Below are 19,078 nucleotides of genomic sequence, written 5' to 3'. Positions count from 1 at the left end.
AGATAGATTGATCGTCATGAGTGACAACGTGTACTTCGACATCACGATCGACGAGCAGCCCGCCGGCCGGATCGTGTTCAGGCTCTTCGACGACGTGGTGCCCCGCACCGCCGAGAACTTCCGGCAGCTGGCCACCGGCAAACCCGGCTTCGGTTACGCCGGATCGGCGTTCCACCGGGTGATCCCCGACTTCATGCTGCAGGGCGGCGACTTCACCGAGGGCAACGGCACCGGCGGCAAGAGCATCTACGGCGGCACCTTCGAGGACGAGAACCTCTCCCTCAAGCACGACCGCCCCTACCTGCTGAGCATGGCGAACCGGGGGCCGAACACCAACGGCTCGCAGTTCTTCGTCACCACGGTCGTCACCGACTGGCTGGACGGCAAGCACGTGGTCTTCGGCGAGGTCGTCGAGGGGCAGGAGATCGTGGACAAGGTCGAGGGCCTCGGCAGCCACAACGGCCGGACCCGTGCGACGATCAAGATCGCCGAGAGCGGCGTCTGCTGAACCCGTCCGCCGCGTGCCGCACGCCCTCGCGCAGCCGCACCGAGCGGCTGCACGCGAGCGACGGGCCGCCGGCGGCGGTGCCAAGGACAGCCGCGGTACCCAACCGGCGACGGCGGTGCACAGCGGCCCCGCCGTGCAGCACGCCGGTCACGGGAAGGGCGCACCGCGAGTTCGGTGCGCCCCCCGGCGGTGGCCGTCAGGCGCGCCGCGCCGCCATGCGGGCCTTGCGCGCGGCGAGCTTCTCGTCGAACCGCAGGGCCTCCGCGTCCAGGCCGCCCATGTACATCCCCAGTTCCTCCTGCGCCTGGAGCCCCTCGGGGCCGAGCCCGTCGATCTCCATGACCTTCAGGAAGCGCAGGACGGGCTGGAGCACGTCGTCGTGGTGGATGCGCAGGTTGTAGACCTCGCCGATCGCCATCTGGGCGGCGGCGCGCTCGAAGCCGGGGATGCCGTGGCCGGGCATGCGGAAGTTCACGACGACGTCCCGGACGGCCTGCATGGTCAGGTCGGGCGCGATCTCGAAGGCCGCCTTCAGCAGATTGCGGTAGAAGACCATGTGCAGGTTCTCGTCGGTCGCGATCCGGGCCAGCATCCGGTCGCAGACCGGATCGCCCGACTGGTGACCGGTGTTGCGGTGCGAGATACGGGTCGCCAGCTCCTGGAAGGCGACGTAGGCGACCGAGTGCAGCATCGAGTGCCGGTTGTCGGACTCGAAGCCCTCGCTCATGTGGGCCATCCGGAACTGCTCCAGCTTGTCCGGGTCCACCGCGCGCGAGGCGAGCAGATAGTCGCGCATCACGATGCCGTGCCGCCCCTCCTCGGCCGTCCAGCGGTGCACCCAGGTGCCCCAGGCGCCGTCCCGGCCGAAGAGCGTGGCGATCTCGTGGTGGTAGCTGGGGAGGTTGTCCTCGGTCAGCAGGTTCACCACGAGCGCGGTCCGGCCGATCTCGGTCACCTTCGACTGTTCCTTGTCCCAGGCCTCGCCGTCGGGGAAGAGCCCGGGGAAGTTGCGGCCGTCGCTCCACGGCACGTACTCGTGCGGCATCCAGTCCTTGGCGACCTTCAGATGGCGGTTGAGTTCCCCCTCGACCACTTCCTCCAGCGCGTACAGCAGCCGCGCATCGGTCCATGCGGACGGACTGCCGAGGTGGGGAGAGGTGATCGTCACAGGAACTCCAGGGGGACGATGATCAGGAGGGAGCTGAACGGCTCGTACCGGCGAGCGATGCCGGAAACCTACGTGATCGTAGGCTACGAAACCGTAGGTTACGAAGCCGTAGGTTAAGTGTGGCGTAAAGAGCGCTGCTCAGGCGCCATGCACGGGACACGAGGAGATACGAAAAAGCTCGAAGAGAGCGCCACGTTCCGGTACCTCACCACGGTGTCCCCGACGGACACGGAGTCCGGGCGGTCAGCCGACGGCCTCCGGTGCGATGTCCCTCAGTTCTCCCTCCTCCAGGAGCAGCCAGCGGGTGATGCCGGCCGACTTCAGGAACGGCATGTCGTGACTGGCCACCAGCAGGGCACCCTCGTACGACTCCAGAGCCGTGGTCAGCTGCCGCACGCTCGCCATGTCCAGGTTGTTCGTCGGCTCGTCCAGCATGAGGAGCTGCGGTGCGGGCTCCGCCAGCATCAGCGCGGCGAGCGCGGCCCGGAAGCGTTCCCCGCCGGACAGGGTGGCCGCCGTCCGGTCGGCCCGCGCACCACGGAACAGGAACCGGGCGAGCCGGGCCCGGACCCGGTTGACGGTGGCGCCCGGCGCGTACCGGGCCACGTTCTCGGCGACGGTCAGCTCGCCGTCGAGGACGTCGAGCCGCTGCGGCAGGAAGCGCAGCGGGACGTGCGCCGTCGCCTCGCCCGCCACCGGTGCCAGCTGACCGGCGACGGTGCGCAGCAGCGTCGTCTTGCCCGCGCCGTTGCGTCCGAGCAGCGCGATCCGTTCCGGCCCGCGTACGTCGAGGACGCCGCCGACCCGCGCCCCGTACCTCAGCTCCAGGTCCCGCAGAGTGAGGACGTCCCGGCCCGGCGGGACGGCCGTGTACGGCAGGTCGACACGGATCTCGTCGTCGTCGCGTACGGCCTCCACCGCCTCGCCGAGCCGGCCCCTGGCCTCGGCCAGCCGCTCCTCGTGCAGGACGCGGTGCTTGCCCGCCGACTCCTGGGCCGCCCGCTTGCGCGTCCCCATGACGATCTTCGGTACGCGTTTCTGCTCGAACATCTTCTGCCCGTACCGCTTGCGGCGGGCCAGCTTCACCTGGGCGTCGGCCAGCTCGCGCTGCTGTCTGCGCACGTCGGCCTCCGCGACGCGCACCATGCGCTCGGCGGCCTCCTGTCCGGCGGCACGGGCTTCCTCGTACAGCGAGAAGTTGCCGCCGTACCAGGTGATCCGCCCGGCCCGCAGATCGGCGATCTGGTCGACCAGGTCGAGGAGTTCGCGGTCGTGGCTGACCACGACCAGCACACCGGGCCAGGACGCGACGGCCGCGTACAGCCGCCGGCGCGCGTACAGGTCGAGGTTGTTGGTGGGTTCGTCGAGCAGCAGTGCGTCCGGGCGGCGCAGCAGCAGCGCGGCCAGCCGCAGCAGCACCGACTCGCCGCCGGAGACCTCGCCGACGGTCCGGTCGAGGCCGATGTGACCGAGGCCGAGTTCGCCCAGGGTGGCGAGGGCGCGCTCGTCGACGTCCCAGTCGTCGCCGAGCGTCTCGAAGTGCTCCTCGGCCGTGTCGCCCGCCTCGATGGCGCGCAGCGCGGCACGCCGGGCGGCGATGCCGAGGGCCTCGTCGACGCGGAGCGTGGTGTCGAGCGTGACGTTCTGCGGGAGGTAGCCGATCTCGCCGGTCGCCCGGACGGTGCCGGCGGACGGGGTCAGCTCGCCGGCCAGCAGCTTCAACAGGGTCGACTTGCCTGATCCGTTGACGCCGACGAGGCCGGTACGGCCGGGGCCGAAGGCGAGGTCGAGGCCGTCGAGGACGGGGGTGCCGTCGGGCCAGGCGAAGGACAGGGAGGTGCAGGTGAGGGAGGAAGACATGGGGCCTCGCGGTTGCTCGGTGCGATCAGGGCAAACGCGTGTCGAGGCACCGCGGGGCGGCAACCGGGGTGACCGGGGCCGGGGAACGGCCCAGTGCCGAAGGACGGCTCGGACGCCGAGGTCGCACGCGACGCCCACACCTGACGGTGTGCGACGCGGTGACTCAGGACCTCAGACGAGCAACGTCCTTCTCCGATCGGCGGCAACAGGGACCGCTGAGAACGCTACGAGGGGGGCCTACGGCTGTCAACGCGATTAAATGTCCGCGGCGGCGCCGCCGCGGGGCGCACAGCGGCGGCCGTCAGGCGTCCCGCATCAGCTCGGCCAGGTCGTGGTCGAGGCCGAGCCGGAGGTGCTCCAGGCCGAGCGGCACCAGATCGCTCGTGGCCTTGAGGAACCGGCGTATCTCGGCGGAGCGTACGTGCACGACGGCCGTGCCCTCGGGAGCGTGGAACTCCAGGACGGTCCGGTCGTACCCGTACGGGCGCACGCGCACGTCGCCGTGCCCCTCCGGGCCGTGCAGGCCGTCCGCGAGGAGGTCGCGGGCGAATGTCCAGCAGACCTCCACCCCCTCCAGGGTGGCCGGGGCGGGGAAGGTCATCCGGACGGCGAACGGGTCGCGCCGGTCGTAGCGCAGCGTGGCGGGGATGCTGGGCATGCGTGGGGCGGCGGCGACGAGGCGGGCCTCCACGGGCTGCTCGATGACGATGGACAAGGTCTTGCTCCCTCGTGACGGCTGGACGAACATCCGGGTGGACGAGACCTGGCACTTGAAGAGACGACGGAACGGCCTCGTCGGTGCACATGAATTCCGAGTGACCTCTGTCACCGCGTTCATGCACGCGCGTCTCTGCGGCGCCCGGGACCGCCCACGCGCGCGTGCTGAGCAGATGTGGCGGCACGGATCACGGGTACTCGGTACCCCTCCGACATGAGAGGAAGTGAGCGGTCGTGCCACGTGGTTCCAGCCCCAAGCGGGAGCGGCAGTACGAGCACATCAAGGAGAGCGCGCTGGACCGCGGCGAGAGCGAGCAGCGCGCCGAGGAGATCGCCGCCCGGACCGTGAACAAGGAGCGCGCCCGCGCCGGTGAGTCGAGGACGGCGAGCCGCACCTCGGTCGAGGACATGTCCTCGGGCCGGCGCGGCGGCCTTCGCTCGGGCAAGGGCGCTCAGGGCCCCACCTACGATCAGCTGTACGAGGAGGCCAGGCGGCGCAACATCCACGGACGGTCGGACATGAACAAGAGCGAGCTGCGACGGGCCCTCGGCGACAGCTGACCCGGGGTGCCCCGTACGCTCGTGCCCACCATGACGACCGTACCGATGCCCGCTGACCGGCCCGCGACCGAGGAACAGGCCCGCGCCGTGCAGGACGAACTGCGCGGGCGGGTGGTGCTCGACGAGCCCGGGCCGCCGCCCGGGACGGGCCGGGTCACCGGGGTCGACGTCGCCTACGACGACGAGCGCGACCTCGTCGCGGCGGCGGCCGTCACGCTGGACGCGGCCACCCTGGAGGTGGTCGCCGAGGCGACCGCCGTCGGCCGGGTCTCCTTCCCGTACGTGCCCGGACTGCTGGCCTTCCGCGAGATCCCCACCGTGCTGGCCGCTCTCGACTCGCTGTCCGGTCCGCCGGGCCTGGTCGTCTGCGACGGCTACGGTCTGGCCCATCCGCGCCGCTTCGGGCTCGCCAGCCATCTGGGCGTGGTCACCGGCCTGCCCACGATCGGGGTCGCCAAGAACCCGTTCACCTTCGCCTACGACGACCCGGCGCGGGAGCGCGGCAGCGCCTCGCCGCTCCTCGCGGGCGACGAGGAGGTCGGCCGCGCCCTGCGCACCCGGGACGCCGTCAAGCCGGTCTTCGTCTCCGTCGGCCACCGGGTGAACCTCGACAACGCCTGCGCCCACACGCTCGCGCTCACCCCGCGCTACCGGCTCCCGGAGACGACACGCCGTGCGGACGCGCTGTGCCGCCGCGCGCTTCAGGAGGCGACGATCCGCCACTCCCCGACCTCGCGGTACCCGGAGTCGTAGACGGCCGAACCGTCCCCGGGTTCGAGGGCGTAGTGACCGAGGTTCCCGCCCCAGTACCACAGGATCCGGCCCAGCTCACCCGCCCGCTCCCGGGCTGTCGCCCCCTGGCACTTTTCCGCCCGAAACCCGAGCGTGGGCGCCGTACGGCTCCGGAAAGTCTCAAATCCGGGTACCCCGTCTGAGTAGGTGTACGGATGTGCCGGCGGCCCCGCGCCGACAGGCTGGGCCGCATGACGACGCACCCCTGCCCGCGACCCGTGACGCGACGCCCCCGGCTCACCCGGCGCGGCGCAGCGCTCGCACTGGCCCTCGCCGTCCTGGCGGGGCTCGCCTGGACGATCGCGATGATCTGCACCCTGCTGCGGTGGGCCCTGTGAGGATCCGCGCCGGCCGGGCGCCGGCCGCGACCCGGCCATGACACCCCCCCGAAGGGGGCACAGCGACTCGTGTACCTGGCCGGGCACACCGGCGTCCGGGTAGCGTGGCCAAGCGCTTGCTCTTGCGCCCTTGTGCCCAGTGGAGCGCGTTCCTAGCATCACCGGTGTTACATCGGTTGTGTCATATCGACTGGGGGCCGCCATGACGACCGCAGGGACACCGACGCGGGGAGCCGGCCCGCTCACGGGTGTGCGCGTGGTCGAGCTGGCCGGCATCGGCCCCGGCCCGTTCGCCGCCATGCTCCTCGCCGACCTGGGCGCCGACGTCGTCCGCGTCGACCGGCCCGGCGGCCCGGGACTCGCCGTCGACCCGGCCCACGACGTCACCAACCGCAACAAGCGCTCGGTGCGCGTCGACCTGAAGTCCGCCGACGGCCCGGCCCGGGTCCTCGACCTTGCCGAACGCGCGGACATCCTGATCGAGGGCAATCGCCCGGGCGTCGCCGAGCGCCTCGGCGTCGGCCCCGAGGACTGCCACGCCCGCAATCCACGGCTGGTCTACGGCCGGATGACCGGCTGGGGACAGCACGGCCCCCTCGCCCAGCGGGCCGGCCACGACGTGGCCTACATCGCCGTCACCGGCGCCCTCGGCATGATCGGCGCCCCGGACGAGCCCCCGGCCGTCCCCGCCAACCTGCTCGGCGACTACGCGGGCGGCTCGCTCTACCTGGTCGTCGGCGTGCTCGCCGCGCTCCACCACGCGCGCGTGAGCGGCGTCGGCCAGGTCGTCGATGCCGCCATCGTCGACGGCACCGCCCACCTCACCGCCATGATCCACGGCATGCTCGCCGCCGGCCGCTGGCAGGACCGCCGCGCCGCCAACCTGCTGGACGGCGGCTGCCCGTACTACGGCAGCTACGAGACCGCCGACGGCGCGTACATGGCGGTCGGCGCCCTTGAACGGCAGTTCTACGAGGAGTTCCTGCGGCTGCTCGGCCTCGACGACCTGATCCCGGCACGCAAGGACCTGACCCGGTGGGGCGAGCTGCGCGAGCGGGTCGCCGCCCGCTTCAAGTCCCGTACCCGCGACGAGTGGACGGCCGTCTTCGAGGGCTCCGACGCGTGCGTGGCGCCCGTCCTGTCGCTGCGCGAGGCCCCCCGCCATCCGCACCTCGCCGCCCGGGGCACCTTCACCGAGCGCGGCGGCATCACCCAACCGGCCCCGGCGCCCAGGTTCTCCGCGACCCCCACCGCCGTCCGCACCGGCCCCGCGCTGCCCGGCGCCGGCACCGCCGACGTGGCCCGCGACTGGGACGTGCCGCGCCTGCTCTGCGACCCCGCCACGGACGACGCATGATGGAACCGCCGTTCCCCCTCGACCGCGTGCCCGGCCCGGCGCACCCGGACGAGACCGCCGAGGACCGGCCATGACACGCCTGGCCGCCCCGAACACCCCATCGCTCCGAAACCCTCGTGGAAAGGCCTGCCAGTGAGCACCGAAGCGTACGTGTACGACGCGATCCGCACCCCGCGCGGCCGCGGCAAGGCCAACGGCGCCCTGCACGGCACGAAGCCCATCGACCTGGTCGTCGGCCTCATCCACGAGATCCGCGCCCGCTTCCCCGGCCTCGACCCGGCGGCCATCGACGACATCGTGCTCGGCGTCGTCGGCCCGGTCGGCGACCAGGGCTCGGACATCGCCCGTATCGCCGCGATCGCGGCCGGACTGCCGGACACGGTGGCGGGCGTCCAGGAGAACCGCTTCTGCGCGTCCGGTCTCGAAGCCGTCAACCTGGCCGCCGCCAAGGTCCGTTCCGGCTGGGAGGACCTGGTGCTGGCCGGCGGCGTCGAGTCGATGTCCCGGGTGCCGATGGCCTCCGACGGCGGCGCCTGGTTCAACGATCCGATGACCAACCTCGCCGTCAACTTCGTGCCGCAGGGCATCGGCGCCGACCTGATCGCCACCATCGAGGGCTTCTCCCGGCGCGATGTCGACGAGTACGCCGCGCTCTCCCAGGAACGCGCGGCCACCGCCCGGAAGGAGGGCCGCTTCGACCGCTCCGTCGTCCCGGTGCGGGACCGCAGCGGACTCGTCGTCCTCGACCACGACGAGCACCCGCGCCCCGGTACCACCGCGGACTCGCTGGCCAAGCTGAAGCCGTCGTTCGCCGACATCGGCGAGCTGGGCGGCTTCGACGCCGTCGCCCTGCAGAAGTACCACTGGGTCGAGAAGATCGACCACGTCCACCACGCGGGCAACTCCTCCGGCATCGTCGACGGCGCCGCCCTGGTCGCGATCGGCTCCCGGGAGGCCGGCGAGCGCAACGGACTCACCCCGCGCGCGCGGATCGTCTCCGCCGCCGTCTCCGGCTCCGAGCCCACCATCATGCTCACCGGGCCCGCGCCCGCCACCCGCAAGGCCCTCGCGCGGGCCGGGATGACCATCGACGACATCGACCTGGTCGAGATCAACGAGGCGTTCGCGGCCGTCGTCCTGCGGTTCGTCAAGGACATGGGCCTCCCCCTGGACAAGGTCAACGTCAACGGCGGCGCCATCGCCCTCGGGCACCCGCTCGGCGCCACCGGCGCCATGCTCCTCGGCACCCTCGTCGACGAACTGGAGCGCCGGGACAAGCGGTACGGCCTCGTCACGCTGTGCGTGGGCGGCGGCATGGGCATCGCCACGATCGTCGAACGCGTCTGACCACCCTGCGGATCACGAGACTTCTACGGAGACCCCGTCATGACCGAGAGCACCGCCATCCGCTGGGAACAGGACGACACCGGCGTCGTCACCCTCGTCCTCGACGACCCGCACCAGTCCGCGAACACCATGAACCAGGCGTTCCGCGACTCCCTCGCCGTGGTCACCGACCGGCTGGAGGCCGAGCGGGACTCCATCCGCGGCATCATCGTCACCTCCGCCAAGAAGACCTTCTTCGCGGGCGGCGACCTGCGCGACCTGATCCGGGTCACGCCCGAGACCGCGCAGGACCTGTTCGACGCCGGGCTCGCCGTCAAACGCCGGCTGCGCCGCATCGAGACCCTCGGCAGGCCGGTCGTCGCCGCGATCAACGGCGCGGCCCTGGGCGGCGGCTACGAACTGGCCCTGGCCTGCCACCACCGGATCGCCCTCGACACCCCCGGCACCAAGATCGGCTGCCCCGAGGTCACCCTCGGACTGCTCCCCGGAGGCGGCGGCGTCGTCCGCACCGTGCGCCTGCTGGGCATCACCGACGCCCTGCTGAAGGTGCTGCTGCAGGGGACCCAGTACAGCGCGCGCCGCGCCCAGGAGAACGGCCTCGTCCACGAGGTCGCCGACACCCCGGAGGACCTGCTCGCGAAGGCCCGCGCCTTCATCGACGCCCACCCCGAGTCCCAGCAGCCCTGGGACCGGCCCGGCTACCGCATCCCGGGCGGCACCCCGGCGAACCCGAAGTTCGCGGCCAACCTGCCCGCCTTCCCGGCCACGCTGCGCAAGCAGACGGCCGGCGCCCCCTACCCGGCGCCGCGCCGCATCCTCGCCGCGGCCGTGGAGGGATCCCAGGTCGACTTCGAGACCGCCCAGATCATCGAGGCCCGCTACTTCGTGGAGCTGGCCGCCGGACAGACCTCGAAGAACATGATCCAGGCGTTCTTCTTCGACCTCCAGGCCGTCAACTCCGGCGCCAACCGCCCCCAGGGCATCGGCTCCCGCGCGGTGCGCAGGGTCGCCGTCCTCGGCGCCGGGATGATGGGCGCAGGCATCGCCTACGCGTGCGCCCGCGCGGGCATCGACGTCGTCCTCAAGGACGTCTCCCTGGAGGCCGCCCTCAAGGGCAAGAACCACTCCGCGAAGCTGTGCGCCAAGGCCGTCGCCAAGGGCCGTACCACGCAGGAGAAGGCGGACGCGCTGCTCGCCCGGATCACCCCGACCGGCGAGGCACAGGACCTGGCGGGCTGCGACGCGGTCATCGAGGCCGTCTTCGAGGACTCCGCGCTCAAGCACAAGGTGTTCCAGGAGATCGAGAACGTCGTCGCCCCCGACGCGCTGCTGTGCTCCAACACCTCCACCCTGCCGATCACCGCGCTCGCCGAGGGCGTCCAGCGCCAGGCCGACTTCATCGGACTGCACTTCTTCTCGCCGGTCGACAAGATGCCGCTGGTCGAGATCATCAAGGGCGAGCGGACCGGGGACGAGGCGCTCGCGCGCGCCTTCGACCTGGTCCGGCAGATCAAGAAGACGCCGATCGTCGTGCGCGACTCGCGCGGCTTCTTCACCTCGCGGGTGATCGGCCACTTCATCAACGAGGGCGTGGCCATGGTGGGCGAGGGCATCGAACCCGCGTCGGTCGAACAGGCGGCGGCGCAGGCGGGCTACCCGGCGAAGGTGCTCGCCCTCATGGACGAACTGACCCTCACCCTGCACCGCAAGATCCGCAACGAGTCGCGGCGAGCCGTCGAGGAGACGGGCGGCACCTGGACCGCGCACCCGGCGGAGGCCGTCATCGACCGCATGGTCGACGAGTTCGGCCGCACCGGCCGCAGCGGCGGCGCCGGATTCTACGACTACGACGAGGACGGCAGGCGCACCGGACTGTGGCCGGGACTGCGGGAGCACTTCACCCGGCCCGGCCACGAGATCCCGTTCGCCGACATGCAGGAGCGCATGCTCTTCGCCGAGGCGCTCGACACCGTGCGGCTCCTCGAGGAGGGCGTGCTGACCTCCGTCGCCGACGCCAACATCGGCTCTGTCTTCGGGATCGGCTTCCCGGGCTGGACCGGTGGTGTGCTCCAGTACATCAACGGCTACGACGGCTGTGCCGGGGCCGGGTCCGGTACCGGGCTGCCCGGCTTCGTCGCACGCGCGCGTGAACTCGCCGCGCGCTACGGCGAGCGGTTCACGCCGCCGGCCCTGCTGGTCGAGAAGGCCGAGAAGGCCGAGAAGGGGGAGACGTTCACCGACGCCCGCTGAGGGCGGCGGTCCCGCCGTCGGGCGGCTCTCCGGAAGGGGGCCGCCCGACGGGTCAGGACGGTCCTGCCGTCGCCCCGTCCTCCTTGAGCCACCCCCGCAGCTCCTCCTTCAAGGACCGCTGGAAGGCCGTCAGCAGGGCCTGCACCACCAGGGGCTGCATGTGCGCGGACAGCGACCGCACGTCCCGCGCGTCCCGCTGTGCCACCTCGCCGCGCAGCAGCCGCGACATCTCGTGCGCCGCCGCGCGGGCGTGCTCCAGCAGGGCGGCGCGCGCGGCGAGGATCGCCTCCTGGGACAGCGGTACGTCGAGCAGTTCGACGCCGAGCCGCAGCAGTCCGAGGTCGACCCGGAACGTGTCACCGGCCCGCTCGACGACGTCCATCGCCGTCAGCCGGTCCAGATCGGCCCCGTCCAGCGGGCGCCCCGCCCGGCGCTCCAGCTCCGCGCGCGTCAGGGTCTCCGCCGTGTCCGGGGCCCACGAGGACACCACCGCGCGGTGCACGGCCAGGCCGTGCGCGCCGAGGTCCGGCGGCAGCCGGCCCAGATAGCGCTCGATCGCGGCCAGCGTCATCCCCTGGAGCTGCAATTCCTCGATCAGCGCGAGCCGCGCGAGATGGTCCCGCCCGTAGCGGCCCACCCGGCGCGGGCCGATCACCGGCGGCGGCAGCAGGCCCTTGGTGCCGTAGAAGCGGACCGTGCGGACCGTGACGCCCGCCCGCGCGGCCAGCTCGTCGATCGTGAGGGTCGGATCCTCGGCGTCGGTCGTCATGCGCAGCAGTATCGCTGTCCCACCAGCGCTGTGAAACCTCGTGCCGGGGCGGGCCGACGTGTGATGACGGGCCTGTGCGGAAGTGTCGCCTTTCGTGTGAGAAGTCCCGCCCTGTGAGGTCAACCACCGCATGCCGGGCGGCCCCGCTGGGAAGCTGCTGCCTTGGTCCGTGCCGCGACACCACGGTGGTGCGGGCCGGGACCGAACCGACCCGGGTCCCCACGCCCGGGCGCACCAGAGAGTGGAACGATCCGTGAGCAAGCACGCCGTGGCACCGGCAGAGGTCGCCGCCCCACCCCGGGCGACCGGAACCCCCGTGGACGCGGGCGACGCCGGGTACAGCAAGGACCTCAAGCACCGCCACGTCAACATGATCGCCATCGGCGGCGCCATCGGCACCGGCCTCTTCCTCGGCGCCGGCGGCCGACTGCACACCGCGGGACCGGCCCTCGCCCTGGCCTATCTGGTCTGCGGCGTCTTCGCCTTCTTCGTCGTGCGGGCCCTCGGCGAGCTGGTCCTCTACCGGCCGTCCTCCGGCTCCTTCGTCTCCTACGCGCGCGAGTTCCTCGGCGAGAAGGGCGCGTACGTCGCCGGCTGGATGTACTTCCTGAACTGGTCGACGACCGGTATCGCCGACATCACCGCCATCGCGCTCTACACCCACTACTGGAGCCTGTTCACCAGCGTCCCGCAGTGGCTGCTCGCCCTGATCGCCCTGACGGTGGTGCTGGCGGTGAACCTGATCTCGGTGAAGATCTTCGGCGAGATGGAGTTCTGGTTCGCGATCGTCAAGGTCGCCACCCTCGTCGGCTTCATGCTGATCGGCATCTTCCTGCTGGCCACCCGGCACGACGTCGGCGGCAGCACCCCGGGCCCGGGCGTCATCGCCGACCACGGCGGCGTCTTCCCGCACGGCCTGATGCCGGTCGTCCTGGTGATGCAGGGTGTGATCTTCGCCTACGCCGCCCTGGAACTGGTCGGCGTCGCGGCCGGCGAGACCTCCGAGCCGGAGCGGGTCGTCCCGCGCGCGGTGAACTCGATCATGTGGCGGGTGGGCCTGTTCTACGTCGGCTCGGTCGTGCTGCTGGCCCTGCTGCTGCCCGGCTCCGCCTACTCGGCCGGCGAGAGCCCGTTCGTGACGGTCCTGTCCCGGATCGGCGTCCCGGCGGCCGGCGACGTGATGAACCTGGTCGTCCTGACCGCCGCCATGTCCTCGCTGAACTCCGGCCTGTACTCGACCGGCCGCATCCTGCGCTCCATGGCCATGGCGGGCTCGGCCCCGAGGTTCACCGCCCGCATGAACCGCAGCCAGGTCCCCTACGGCGGCATCCTGCTGACCTGTGCGGTGTGCGTCCTCGGCGTCGTACTGAACTACCTGGTGCCGGGCCAGGCCTTCGAGATCGTGCTGAACGTCGCCTCGCTCGGCATCATCAGCACCTGGGTGATCATCATGGTCTGCCATCTGGTCTTCGTCCGGCGGGCCGCGGCCGGCCTGGTCGCCCGGCCCGCCTTCCGGCTGAAGGGCAGCCCCGTCACGGAGATCGCCACGATCGCCTTCCTGCTGGTCTGCCTCGGCATGATGGGGAACGACCCCGAGGTCGGCCGCAGGACCCTCCTGCTCATCCCGGTGATCGCCGTCCTGCTGGCCGGCGGCTGGTTCGGGGTGCGCCGCCGGGTGTCACGGGCGGCCGGCGGGGAGCCGGGCGACCTCACGAAGTAGCAGCTCACGGCCGCTGTCAGTGGCATCGCCTACGGTGGCGTCATGTCGGAGATCACATATGTCCGGGGGGACGCCACCGTGCCGCTCGGCAAGGGCGTCAAGGTGATCGCCCATGTCTGCAACGACCTGGGGGGATGGGGAAAGGGCTTCGTGCTCGCGCTGTCCCGGCGCTGGCCGCAGCCGGAGGCGGCCTACCGCGCCTGGTACCGCGACCGTGCCGCGAGCGGCTTCGGCCTCGGAGCGGTCCAGCTCGTGCAGGTCGAGCCGTATGTGTGGGTGGCCAACATGATCGGCCAGCGCGGCACCCGCACCGGCAGCAAGGGTGTCCCCGTGCGGTACGAGGCGGTGGACGCGGCGCTCGGCAGGCTGGCCGGCGAGGTGAGCGGACTCGGCGCGTCCGTGCACATGCCCCGCATAGGCTGCGGCCTGGCGGGCGGAAAGTGGTCCCGGATCGAACCGCTGATCACCCGGCGGCTGACCGAGCGAGGGATCGCCGTGACGGTGTACGACCACGGGGAGGGCGCGGGATGAGCACGCGGACGGATGTGCTGGTACTGGGCGGCGCGGGCGTGGACACCATCGTGCACGTCCCCGAGCTGCCGCTCCCGTACGCCGACAGCTACATGATCGACTCCGGCATCCGCACCCGGGCAGGACAGACCGGCGACTTCGTCGCGCTGGGCCTGAGCGCCCTCGGCCTGCGCACCCACCATCTCGACCTGCTCGGTGAGGATCCCGAGGGCGACCTGGTCCGTGCGCTGCACGAGGAGCGGGGCATCGCGCTGACCGCGATCCCGCAGCCCGCCGGCACCAAGCGCGCGGTGAACCTGGTCGGCCCGGACGGCCGCCGCCTGTCCCTGTACGACACCAGCCGCGCCCGCGCCGCCGACCGTTTCCCGGAGCCGCTGGTGCGGAGCCTGGCCGCGGCGAGCCGGCACGTCCATGTGACCATCACCCAGCCGTGCGCCCACGCGCTGCCCGTGCTGCGCGAGACCGGTGTGCCCCTCTCCACCGACCTGCACGACTGGGACGGCGAGAACCCTTATCACGAGCCGTTCGCGCTCGCCGCGGACATCGTCTTCCTGTCGGCGACGGCCCTGTCCGACCCCGAGCGGACCGTGCGGCGCATCGCCGAGCGGGGCCGGGCCCGGGTGGTCGTCGCCACCGCCGGGGCCGACGGCGCGTATCTGCTGGCCGACGGCGAGCTGACCCGCATACCGGCCGCCCCGCCACCGGGGCCGGTCGTCGACTCCAACGGCGCGGGCGACGCCTTCGCCGCCGCGTTCCTCTTCGGCCGCCTCACCGGCCGGCCGGCCGCGCGCTGCGCCTGGTACGGCGCGGTGGCCGGGGCCTACGCCTGCACGGTCCCGGCCACCCGCACAGCGGCGATCGGCCGGGACGAACTGCTGGGCGCGCGAGTCGATGATCCAGGTGGTGCGGCCCTCGCTGGGCACCAGGTTCTTCGGCGGGCCGGTCACGGCCCGCCCCCGGCGTGACCGACGTCCGTGCGTGGGCCGACGTCCGCCGGACGGGGCGCGGGGACGCCGCTCAGCGCCGGCCGGCCCGCCGGGTCCGTCGTGTGTGCGGGGTCGTGGGCCCGGGGCGCGGGCGGGGGCACGCGACCCGCGGCGGCCGAGTCGGTGTCCGTCGGGTGGTGGGGGAGTGGCTGCCGGGCGGTGCGGGGCCGGGGGTGTCCGTCCGGCCCCGTACCTGGGGATCGGCGCCCGCGCGGGGCTCAGTGTCCGTGCACGTCGTTCGTGGCCTCGATCTTCTTCCATGACGTCGGCTGGACCGGGACCGAGGCCGCCTCGGCGACGGCCGCCGCGCTCGCGGGCTTGACCGGCTGGAACAGCCAGGTGTCGAACAACGCGGCCAGCGGCTTCCCGGACACCCGCTCGGCGTACCGCTGGAAGTCGGCCACCGAGGCGTTCGCGTACGCGTGCTCCTGCGGCCAGCCCTTCAGGACGGCGAAGAACGCGTCGTCGCCGATCTCGTTGCGCAGCGCCTGGACGGCCAGCGCGCCCCGGTCGTACACGGCGATGTCGAACTGGTTGTCCGGCCCGGGGTCGCCGGGCGCCACCGTCCAGAACGCGTCGTCGGCCGGGTGCGAGGCGTACACATAGTCCGCCAGCTCCTGCGCGGTGCCCTCGCCCTCGTGCTCGGACCACAGCCACTGCGCGTACCGGGCGAAGCCCTCGTTGATCCAGATGTCCTTCCAGCCCTTCAGCGACACGGAGTCGCCGTACCACTGGTGGGCCAGCTCGTGCACGACCACCGAGGTGTTGGAGCCGTTCGCGAACTGCCGGGGGCTGTAGTACACGCGGGTCTGCGTCTCCAGCGCGTACCCGGTGGTCGTGTTGGGCACATAGCCGCCGGCCGAGCCGAACGGGTACGGCCCGAGGTATCCGCTCAGCCAGTCGACGATCTCCCCGGTCCGCTCCACACCGGCCCGCGCCGCCCCGTCGTTGTCGCCGAGATCCTTGCTGTAGGCGTTGACGACCGGGACGCCGCCCTCGGAGGTGCTGGTCGTGATGTCGAGCCTGCCGACCGCGAGGGTGGTCAGATAGGTGGCCTGCGGCTTGTTCTGACGCCAGGTGTAGCGGGTCCAGCCGAGCTTGGAACTGGTCGACTGGAGCGTGCCGTTGGAGATGGCCTGGGTGCCGTCCGGCACGGCGACCGACACATCATAGGTGGCCTTGTCGAGCGGGTGGTCGTTGCTCGGGTACCACCACCAGGCCGCCTCGGGCTCGTCCGCGGCGACGGCGCCGTCCGGGGTGCGGTGCCAGGTCGAGAAGCCGTACGCGGTCTTCGTGGACGGCACCCCGCTGTAGCGGACGACGACCGTGATCGCGGTGCCCTTCGCCAGCGGGGTCTTCGGGGTGACCTCCAGTTCGTGTTCGCCCGATTCGGCGAACGCGGCCTTGACGCCGTTGACCCGGACCTCGCTCACGTCCAGCAGGAAGTCCAGATCGAACCGGGACAGGTCCTGCGTGGTCCGCGCCAGGATCGTCGCCGTGCCGTCCAGCTCGTCCGTCGCGGGCTGGTACCGCAGCCGCAGGTCGTAGTGGGAGACGTCGTAACCGCCGTTGCCGTAGTTCGGGTAGTAGGGGTCGCCGATGCCCGGGGTGCCGGGGGTGTAGCTCGCGGCCGATGCCGGGATCGCCAGCAGGAGGGAGGCCGCCGCGAGCGCGCCCGGCGCGAAGATTCTGCGGTGCACGAGAACTCCAAGTCGTAGGGGCACGAGGTCTGTTCGGAGCCTATTCAGTCCCCGCTCCACCTGACGTGTCCACGGCCAGCCCTGTCACACGATCGCCATTCGGCCGACATGAGCCCGGCCGCCCGCGGCGCCCGGCTTTCCAGGCGCGGGCCCCGGTCGTCTCCCGGCCGGACCGGGCGGGTTCTCGGGCTTCGGCCGGCCGGAGCGACTGCCGTGGCTGCGGCGCCCGGCTCTCCAAGCGCCGGCACCGGTCGTCTCCGGCCGCTTTCCGTGCCTGCGGTGCTCGGCCTCCAGGCGCGGCCTCCGGTCGCCTTCCGGTCGAACCGGGCCTGGCCTCGGGTCTCGGCCGAGTGGCCTCGCCGGAGGCGGTCGCTTCAGGTTTCGGTCAGGCCCGCTGCCTCCCGGGCGCAGCCCCAGGCCACGGTCACCCCGGCCCCGCCGTGCCCGTAGTTGTGCACCAGCGACCGGCCGCCCGGCAGCGGCCGGTGCTCAAGGCGCACCGCGGGCCGGGCCGGGCGCAGGCCCACGCGGTGCTCCAGCACCCGTGCCCCGGCGATCTCCGGACGGAGGGCCGCGCACCGGGCGACGATCTCCTCGGCGGTGCGCGGGTCCGGCTCCAGGGACCACGCGTCCTGCTGCGCGGTGCCGCCCAGGATCAGCCCGCCCGGCTGCGGGAAGAAGTAGACCGAGTTGCCCGCGGCCTCGTCGACCGAGGTGAGCCACGTGGTGATCCCCGGGTTCTCCACGACGACCAACTGCCCGCGGACCGGACGCACCGCGGGATCGGGCACCAGCGAACGGGCGCCCAGCCCCGTGCAGTTGACCACGACGGCGGCCGGAACCGCCGCCAGCTCCGACACCGTCCGCTCCTCGACCAGCCCGCCCGCCGCCGTCAACCGCTCCCGCAGCCACACCAGATGGGCCGGCATGTCGATCAACGGCAGCCGCGCCCACAGCCCGTCACCCCCGTCCGCGGCCCGCAGCCCCGGCACCCGCCCGGCCCACGGCCCCAACTCGTCCAGCCGCATCCCGAGATGTACGCCCTCGACCATGCGTACGCCCGTCCGCTCCGGCTGCCGAGCCAACTCCTCGTACACGACGAGGGAGGTGAGCGCCCAGTCGCCGACCAGCGGCTCCGGCGCGATGCGGTACGGCCACCACAGCGCACCGGCCACCGCCGAGGTCGTCCGCTCCACCAGCTCCCGCGTCCACACCCGTACCCGCCGGCCGGCCTCGGCCAGCACCACGGCCGTCGTCAGCCCGATGACCCCGCCGCCGACCACGATCACTTCGTCCCTCAGCTCATGCTCCACGTGGGGACGATAGGGCCAGCACGGCGCATCGCGGCACAGCCGGGCGGAATGGGCGATGCCGTGCGCACATCCGTCCCCCTGTGGGGATACTCACAGCATGTCTGGCGCATACGCGACCTTCGGCCTGGCACCGGCGACGCGGGCGGGCGCCGTCCTCGCCGACGGCGGCTACCGGATCCACCGGGACTTCGTGGACTTCGTCGTCGACGGGCGACCGCTGCTCTTCCAGCTCTCCGACCTGGACGCCGTCTCCCCGCTCGCCTCCGACGTGCCGCCCGCGATCTTCACCGCGCAGGTGCGCAGCCTGCTGCTGGAGACCGACGCGCCGCTGCCCGACGGCCGGTACGTCGTCTATGGCTGCCCCGAGTGCGCGGACCTGGCCTGCGGAGCGGTCACCGCCGTCATCGAGCGCGACGGCGACGACTACATCTGGCGCGACTTCGCCTGGCAGACCGACGAGCGGGCCGACCTGGAATTCAACGGCTACCAGGGCATAGGCCCGTTCCGCTTCCACGGCCCCGAGTACCGCGCCGCCCTCGCCGCCCTCCTCGACGGCACCGAGCCCTCGGCCGCGCCCCGCCGGCGCGTGCTGCTGATCGGCGCCCGCGTCGCCGTCCTCGCCAAACTCGCCGCAGCCCTGCGCACCATCGGCATCGGCGCCGACATCACCCGCGACGCCACCGGCGTGTCCGCCGAGGAACTGCGCGGCTACGGCGCCGTCGCCTTCGGCCGGGCGGTCGGCGAACCCGAACGCGCCGCCGTGCGCGCCGCGTTCGAACGGGCCGGGGCCGACGTGGCCCACGTCGACGGCCTCGCCCCGATCATCCCCCTGCTCGTCGCGCAGATCGAGCAGGCCCTGGACCGCAGCCCGCGTGCACAGCGCCGTCTCCACGCCCTGGCCGCCGTCGACGGCGAGGCGGCCGTCGAGGTGACCTCGTCGTGCCGGGTCAGCCTCACGGCGTACCGCCTCGACCGGCTCTACCGCACCCACGTCCGGGAGGTCTTCGACGGCGTCCTGGAGCCCGGCCGGCACCGCGTCCCGCTGGACGCCCGCGCGGTGCGGGGAGAGTCCTTCGTCGTGGCCCGTGCCGCCGGAGGAGTGCTGGTGGCGGCGGTGACCCACGGCAAACCCGGCTGAGCGGCACACCGCCGGACGACTAG

General features: G+C 72.4%; 17 protein-coding genes. 11 read left to right on the top strand and 6 right to left on the bottom strand.

What is annotated here, in order from left to right:
* Nucleotides 1–16: 16 nt before the first annotated feature.
* Entirely contained in the window at nucleotides 17–508 is a 492-nt protein-coding gene (locus tag CTZ28_RS33380; protein ID WP_121893533.1) for a peptidylprolyl isomerase, read from the top strand.
* A gap of 196 nt (nucleotides 509–704) precedes the next feature.
* On the opposite strand, the gene CTZ28_RS33375 is transcribed toward CTZ28_RS33380, so the two are convergent.
* The 3 genes from CTZ28_RS33375 to ssgD all read right to left on the bottom strand — a co-directional run bounded on the left by CTZ28_RS33375 (nucleotide 705) and on the right by ssgD (nucleotide 4,251).
* On the bottom strand, nucleotides 705–1,676 hold the full coding sequence (locus CTZ28_RS33375; RefSeq protein WP_121893470.1) for an acyl-ACP desaturase: 972 nt from the start codon (nucleotides 1,674–1,676) through the stop codon (nucleotides 705–707).
* A gap of 243 nt (nucleotides 1,677–1,919) precedes the next feature.
* Nucleotides 1,920–3,536, bottom strand: coding sequence for an ABC-F family ATP-binding cassette domain-containing protein (locus CTZ28_RS33370; RefSeq protein ID WP_121893469.1), 1,617 nt, complete (start codon nucleotides 3,534–3,536; stop codon nucleotides 1,920–1,922).
* A gap of 301 nt (nucleotides 3,537–3,837) precedes the next feature.
* Nucleotides 3,838–4,251 carry a spore wall synthesis regulator SsgD gene (gene ssgD / locus CTZ28_RS33365; protein ID WP_121893468.1) on the bottom strand — a complete coding sequence of 138 codons (414 nt, stop codon included), beginning with the start codon at nucleotides 4,249–4,251 and terminating at the stop codon, nucleotides 3,838–3,840.
* A gap of 236 nt (nucleotides 4,252–4,487) precedes the next feature.
* On the opposite strand from ssgD, the gene CTZ28_RS33360 reads away from it, so the two are divergent.
* From CTZ28_RS33360 to CTZ28_RS33335, 6 genes are all read left to right on the top strand, one after another.
* Entirely contained in the window at nucleotides 4,488–4,814 is a 327-nt protein-coding gene (locus CTZ28_RS33360; protein WP_121893467.1) for a plasmid stabilization protein, read from the top strand.
* Nucleotides 4,815–4,844: 30 nt separating this feature from the next.
* Nucleotides 4,845–5,567: an endonuclease V gene (locus CTZ28_RS33355; RefSeq protein WP_121893532.1), complete on the top strand. Its 723-nt coding sequence runs from the start codon at nucleotides 4,845–4,847 to the stop codon at nucleotides 5,565–5,567.
* 230 nt (nucleotides 5,568–5,797) lie between these two features.
* Nucleotides 5,798–5,944 carry a morphogenic membrane protein MmpA gene (gene mmpA, locus CTZ28_RS47335; protein ID WP_183154709.1) on the top strand — a complete coding sequence of 49 codons (147 nt, stop codon included), beginning with the start codon at nucleotides 5,798–5,800 and terminating at the stop codon, nucleotides 5,942–5,944.
* Between the two features lie 202 nt (nucleotides 5,945–6,146).
* The gene (locus CTZ28_RS33345) at nucleotides 6,147–7,301 is read left to right on the top strand and encodes a CaiB/BaiF CoA transferase family protein (RefSeq protein ID WP_183154708.1); all 1,155 of its coding nucleotides are present in this window, start codon (nucleotides 6,147–6,149) and stop codon (nucleotides 7,299–7,301) included.
* 132 nt (nucleotides 7,302–7,433) lie between these two features.
* Nucleotides 7,434–8,648, top strand: a complete 1,215-nt coding sequence (locus CTZ28_RS33340; RefSeq protein WP_121893464.1) for an acetyl-CoA C-acetyltransferase — start codon at nucleotides 7,434–7,436, stop codon at nucleotides 8,646–8,648.
* Between the two features lie 39 nt (nucleotides 8,649–8,687).
* Nucleotides 8,688–10,898 (top strand): 3-hydroxyacyl-CoA dehydrogenase NAD-binding domain-containing protein, encoded by a 2,211-nt coding sequence (locus CTZ28_RS33335; protein WP_121893463.1) that lies wholly within the window; start codon nucleotides 8,688–8,690, stop codon nucleotides 10,896–10,898.
* A 52-nt stretch (nucleotides 10,899–10,950) separates the two neighbouring features.
* On the opposite strand, the gene CTZ28_RS33330 is transcribed toward CTZ28_RS33335, so the two are convergent.
* Nucleotides 10,951–11,667: a MerR family transcriptional regulator gene (locus CTZ28_RS33330; RefSeq protein WP_121893462.1), complete on the bottom strand. Its 717-nt coding sequence runs from the start codon at nucleotides 11,665–11,667 to the stop codon at nucleotides 10,951–10,953.
* A 253-nt stretch (nucleotides 11,668–11,920) separates the two neighbouring features.
* Between CTZ28_RS33330 and CTZ28_RS33325 the strand changes: the two genes are divergently transcribed.
* The 3 genes from CTZ28_RS33325 to CTZ28_RS33315 are packed head-to-tail and all read left to right on the top strand — an operon-like array spanning nucleotide 11,921 to nucleotide 14,883.
* A complete protein-coding gene (locus tag CTZ28_RS33325) occupies nucleotides 11,921–13,387 on the top strand; it encodes an amino acid permease (RefSeq protein ID WP_121893461.1) in 1,467 nt (488 codons plus the stop codon).
* 42 nt (nucleotides 13,388–13,429) lie between these two features.
* Nucleotides 13,430–13,918: a macro domain-containing protein gene (locus CTZ28_RS33320; RefSeq protein WP_121893460.1), complete on the top strand. Its 489-nt coding sequence runs from the start codon at nucleotides 13,430–13,432 to the stop codon at nucleotides 13,916–13,918.
* The gene (locus CTZ28_RS33315) at nucleotides 13,915–14,883 is read left to right on the top strand and encodes a PfkB family carbohydrate kinase (RefSeq protein WP_121893459.1); all 969 of its coding nucleotides are present in this window, start codon (nucleotides 13,915–13,917) and stop codon (nucleotides 14,881–14,883) included. The genes CTZ28_RS33320 and CTZ28_RS33315 overlap by 4 nt, the downstream gene beginning before the upstream one ends.
* A 239-nt stretch (nucleotides 14,884–15,122) precedes the next feature.
* Here the strand turns inward: CTZ28_RS33315 and CTZ28_RS33310 are convergent, their stop codons facing one another.
* Both CTZ28_RS33310 and CTZ28_RS33305 read right to left on the bottom strand, forming a co-directional pair.
* Nucleotides 15,123–16,604: a M1 family metallopeptidase gene (locus tag CTZ28_RS33310; RefSeq protein WP_121893458.1), complete on the bottom strand. Its 1,482-nt coding sequence runs from the start codon at nucleotides 16,602–16,604 to the stop codon at nucleotides 15,123–15,125.
* 374 nt (nucleotides 16,605–16,978) lie between these two features.
* Nucleotides 16,979–17,893, bottom strand: a complete 915-nt coding sequence (locus CTZ28_RS33305; RefSeq protein WP_121893457.1) for an FAD-dependent oxidoreductase — start codon at nucleotides 17,891–17,893, stop codon at nucleotides 16,979–16,981.
* A gap of 121 nt (nucleotides 17,894–18,014) precedes the next feature.
* On the opposite strand from CTZ28_RS33305, the gene CTZ28_RS33300 reads away from it, so the two are divergent.
* Nucleotides 18,015–19,055, top strand: coding sequence for an oxidoreductase (locus CTZ28_RS33300; RefSeq protein ID WP_121893456.1), 1,041 nt, complete (start codon nucleotides 18,015–18,017; stop codon nucleotides 19,053–19,055).
* Nucleotides 19,056–19,078 lie beyond the last annotated feature (23 nt).

Origin of the sequence: Streptomyces shenzhenensis, from assembly GCF_003688995.1 — a bacterium.
GTDB lineage: Bacteria > Actinomycetota > Actinomycetes > Streptomycetales > Streptomycetaceae > Streptomyces > Streptomyces shenzhenensis_A.
The sequence above is the reverse complement of the archived record's forward strand: the minus strand, read 5'-3'. Positions and strand labels throughout refer to the sequence as shown.

Bases quoted from the DNA above. Each gene is read 5' to 3' on its own strand.
- CTZ28_RS33380 (WP_121893533.1), top strand. From the start codon at position 17: ATGAGTGACAACGTGTACTTCGACATCACGATCGACGAGCAGCCCGCC.
- CTZ28_RS33370 (WP_121893469.1), bottom strand. From the start codon at position 3,536: ATGTCTTCCTCCCTCACCTGCACCTCCCTGTCCTTCGCCTGGCCCGAC.
- CTZ28_RS33355 (WP_121893532.1), top strand. From the start codon at position 4,845: ATGACGACCGTACCGATGCCCGCTGACCGGCCCGCGACCGAGGAACAG.
- mmpA (WP_183154709.1), top strand. From the start codon at position 5,798: ATGACGACGCACCCCTGCCCGCGACCCGTGACGCGACGCCCCCGGCTC.
- CTZ28_RS33345 (WP_183154708.1), top strand. From the start codon at position 6,147: ATGACGACCGCAGGGACACCGACGCGGGGAGCCGGCCCGCTCACGGGT.
- CTZ28_RS33335 (WP_121893463.1), top strand. From the start codon at position 8,688: ATGACCGAGAGCACCGCCATCCGCTGGGAACAGGACGACACCGGCGTC.
- CTZ28_RS33330 (WP_121893462.1), bottom strand. From the start codon at position 11,667: ATGACGACCGACGCCGAGGATCCGACCCTCACGATCGACGAGCTGGCC.
- CTZ28_RS33320 (WP_121893460.1), top strand. From the start codon at position 13,430: ATGTCGGAGATCACATATGTCCGGGGGGACGCCACCGTGCCGCTCGGC.
- CTZ28_RS33315 (WP_121893459.1), top strand. From the start codon at position 13,915: ATGAGCACGCGGACGGATGTGCTGGTACTGGGCGGCGCGGGCGTGGAC.
- CTZ28_RS33300 (WP_121893456.1), top strand. From the start codon at position 18,015: ATGTCTGGCGCATACGCGACCTTCGGCCTGGCACCGGCGACGCGGGCG.